Annotated in this window: 5 protein-coding genes and 1 pseudogene; 1 reads left to right on the forward strand and 5 read right to left on the reverse strand. The window is 71.6% G+C overall.

Annotated features, from left to right (window positions below; translation table 11 throughout):
* From recO to SACHA_RS0113280, 3 genes are all read right to left on the reverse strand, one after another.
* Positions 1-492, reverse strand: a 492-nt coding sequence (recO, locus tag SACHA_RS22035) for a DNA repair protein RecO (protein WP_019810547.1), incomplete at its 3' end; no start/stop codon positions are given.
* 289 nt (positions 493-781) lie between these two features.
* Positions 782-1,132 (reverse strand): DUF2752 domain-containing protein, encoded by a 351-nt coding sequence (locus SACHA_RS0113275; RefSeq protein WP_019810549.1) that lies wholly within the window; start codon positions 1,130-1,132, stop codon positions 782-784.
* Between the two features lie 83 nt (positions 1,133-1,215).
* Entirely contained in the window at positions 1,216-1,662 is a 447-nt protein-coding gene (locus SACHA_RS0113280) for an RDD family protein (protein WP_232211877.1), read from the reverse strand.
* A gap of 24 nt (positions 1,663-1,686) precedes the next feature.
* Here SACHA_RS0113280 and SACHA_RS24550 point away from each other — a divergent pair, with 24 nt between their 5' ends.
* A complete protein-coding gene (locus SACHA_RS24550) occupies positions 1,687-2,052 on the forward strand; it encodes a hypothetical protein (protein ID WP_157601688.1) in 366 nt (121 codons plus the stop codon).
* A gap of 94 nt (positions 2,053-2,146) precedes the next feature.
* On the opposite strand, the gene era is transcribed toward SACHA_RS24550, so the two are convergent.
* Positions 2,147-3,109 (reverse strand): GTPase Era, encoded by a 963-nt coding sequence (gene era / locus SACHA_RS0113285; protein WP_019810553.1) that lies wholly within the window; start codon positions 3,107-3,109, stop codon positions 2,147-2,149.
* Positions 3,106-3,303: pseudogene (locus SACHA_RS0113290) on the reverse strand (cytidine deaminase); the annotation flags it as partial. The pseudogene SACHA_RS0113290 and the gene era, both read right to left, overlap by 4 nt.

The following is a 3,303-nucleotide window of genomic DNA, read 5'->3' on the forward strand; positions in this document are numbered from 1 at the left end:
CGGGCCCGTGGTGCCACAGCGTGCGCACTCGCCGAGCGCGGGGGCCCACCCGGCGATCGCCGTCGACCGCAGCAGGAAGGCGTCCAGCACCAGCGAGGCGTCCCGGCGCCCCTCGGCCAGCGCCCGCAACGCACCCACCAGCAGCAGGTAGAGCTTGAGTACCGGCTCGCCCTCCTCGGGGATCAGCCGGTCGGCCGTCTCGGTGATCGCGCTGGCGGAGGTGTAGCGCTGGTAGTCGCCCACGATCGGCAGGGCGAAGGCGTCCACGGTCTGCACCTGGGTGATCACGTCGAGCGTGCGCCCGGTGTAGAACTGCACGTCGACGTGCCCGAACGGCTCCAGCCGCGCGCCGAAGCGGGACGTGGTGCGGCGCACGCCCTTCGCCACGGCCCGCACCTTCCCGTGCCGCCGGGTGAGCAGGGTGATGATGCGGTCGGCCTCCCCGAGCTTGTGCACCCGCAGCACCACACCCGTGTCCCGATACAGACTCACCCCACCATCGTCCCACGCGCGCCGAGGCCACCGGGGTCGACCGAGTTCGCGAGGTGGGACGATCGTGAGGTGATCCACGGTGACGAGCAGGTGGCCGCGAGCCACGTTTCCCTTTCCCGCCCCAACGGCACCGCGCTGCGACGGGTGTTGGCCCGCTGCCGCGGCGACCCACCTGCGGACGAGGCTTTCGAAGCCGCCGTGTCCGAAGTTCGGGAGACCGCGACGACCGAGCGGGAGCGGGGTTGGCGGAGCGACCGACCCTCGAACCACTGCCGGACCTACCACAACCTCACACGGCGGGCACTCCGACCGCCGGGATGTTGCGCACGACCCACCATCCGACGGTGAGCACCCCGAGCGACGCCGCGAGGAGCCTGCCCCGGCGGCCGGTCGGCCACCAGGCCGCGGCACGCCCCGTCTCCCACCGGCCCAGCGCGACCAGGACGACGACAACGACCGGCACCACGACGGCGACGGCGAACGCGTTGTACCCGAGGGCGGCGGACGGATCCGCGTCCAGGAGCGCACCGAGCGCGCGGCTGCCACCGCAGAACGGACAGTCCAGGCCCGTGAATCCCGAGAACCAGCAGGGGATGCGCACGGACCCGGTACCGAGCGCGACCGTGGTCAATGCCGCCACCCCTACCAACACCGGCGTGCGCCGGAGCGTGCGCCACGGCCGCGGTGCACCCGGGGTCCCAGTCATGACCGCCCTTGCTCGGCTCAGTACCTCGGCATCGGCTTGGTGGAGATCACGTACGTCTTGGCCGCCTTGTCGTGCCAGCCCTGTCGTGCCTGTTCGTCGAAGAACGGAGACAGGATCATCAGGAGGCTGACGAGGCCTCCGATGCACGGGACGAGTCCCGGGAGGAACATCGTCGCCATCCGGGTGAAGGCGGGGCCACTGCCGGTCCCGCCGTCGGGCATGGTCACCGACTGTTCCGTCACCAGTTTGAGTCCGGCCACACTCTTGCCCACGGTGGCCCCGCGACTGCTGAGCATGACGCCTTCGTAGACGAACATCGACACAGCCATGACCGGGTAGGAGATCAGACCGACCCACCACGCGCCGCTACCGGCCAGGGCGAACTGGATGATCAGGAAGAGGGTACCGAGCGGAAGGCCGATGATCAGGCCGTCGACCAGGCGCGCGAGGAAGCGACTGCCCATCGTGCCCAACACCAGCGGCCCGGAGTGCGGGAACTGGATCTGGGAGCCGGGAACGAGAATCTGGGCCTGCCCCGGCATCCGGGGTCCCATCCCGGGCTGCGGCCCGCCCGGAAAACCGGGGCCGCCCGGCTGTGGCTGGAACTGCCCCGGCTGCTGGGGCGGGAACCCGCCCGACTGCGGGAAGGGCTGTTGCCCCGGGGTTGCCGGGAATCCCCCGGAGGGAGCGGGCTGGCCGAATGCGGGCGGTTGCTGCCCGTACGGCTGCCCGGGCTGCGGTTGACCGGGCTGTGGCTGACCGAACGGCTGTTGTCCCGGCTGCCCCTGTCCCGGCTGCCCCTGGCCGTACGGCGGCTGGTTGTACGGATGCGTCATGCCCGCTCCCCCAGATAGGTCTTCGTGATCCGGCGAGAGGGTAGCCGATCCGCGTCCGACCGGACACGGACGGTCCCCTACGGCCGGGGACCGGGACCGTACCCGCTGACTCTCAGAAGCCCAGCTTGCGCAGTTGTTTCGGGTCGCGTTGCCAGTCCTTGGCGACCTTGACGTGCAGGTCCAGATACACCTTGCTGCCGAGCAGCGCCTCGATGTGCCTGCGGGCCCGCGCGCCGACCTCCTTCAACCGGCCGCCCCGGCTGCCCAGCACGATGCCTTTCTGGCTCTGACGCTCGACGTGGATGTGGGCGTAGATGTCCACCAGGTCGTCCCGGCCCTCGCGCGGGAACATCTCCTCGATGGTCACCGCGATCGAGTGCGGCAGCTCGTCGCGCACGCCCTCCAGCGCCGCCTCCCGGATCAGCTCCGCCACCAGCGTCTGTTCCGGTTCGTCGGTGAGCTCGCCGTCCGGGTACAGCTCGGGCCCCTCCGGGAGCCGGGCCACCAGCAGGTCGGCCAGGAGCCGGACCTGGTACCCGTCCACTGCGGACACCGGCACGAGGTCGGCGAACTCCATGAGGTCCTGGAGCTCCAGCAGCTGCCGGGCGACCTGCTCCGGACCGACCAGGTCGGTCTTGGTGACCACCCCGATCACCGGCGTCCGGCCGGCGATCTTGGCGAGTTCGGCGGCGATGAACCGGTCCCCGGGGCCGATCTTCTCGTCCGCGGGCACGCAGAACCCGACGACGTCGACCTCCGCCCACGTGGCGTGCACCAGGTCGTTGAGCCGTTCGCCCAGCAGTGTGCGCGGCCGGTGCAGGCCGGGGGTGTCGACGAGGATGAGCTGGGCGTCGTCGCGCTGGACGATCCCCCGGATCGCGTGCCGGGTGGTCTGCGGCTTGTCCGAGGTGATGGCGACCTTCGTGCCCACCAGCTCGTTGGTCAGGGTCGACTTGCCGGCGTTGGGCCTGCCGACGAAGCACGCGAAGCCCGACCGGTGCGCGGCGACCTCGGTACCGGCCTCGGGGGCGGGTCCGGAGCCCTCGGGGGCGGTGTGCGGTGGGGGTCCGGTCACCGGAGTGTCTCCCGCACGGTCCCCGCCGCGTCCGCACGCAGGATCGCGGCCTCGGAGGCCAGGTCGCGGACGGCGTCCACCGAGCTCCCGTCGACGGTCTCCGCGTCGGTCACCACGGCCGCGGCCTCCAACCCTTCGGCCCCGCTGGAGACCGCGGCGGCCACGGCGGCCTGCACGGCCGTCAGCCGCAACGA

Origin of the sequence: Saccharomonospora halophila 8 (assembly GCF_000383775.1) — a bacterium.
Classification (GTDB): Bacteria; Actinomycetota; Actinomycetes; order Mycobacteriales; family Pseudonocardiaceae; genus Saccharomonospora; species Saccharomonospora halophila.

Coding starts and splice junctions, on each gene's coding strand:
- SACHA_RS0113280 (WP_232211877.1), bottom strand. CDS start 1,662: ATGGGCAGTCGCTTCCTCGCGCGCCTGGTCGACGGCCTGATCATCGGC.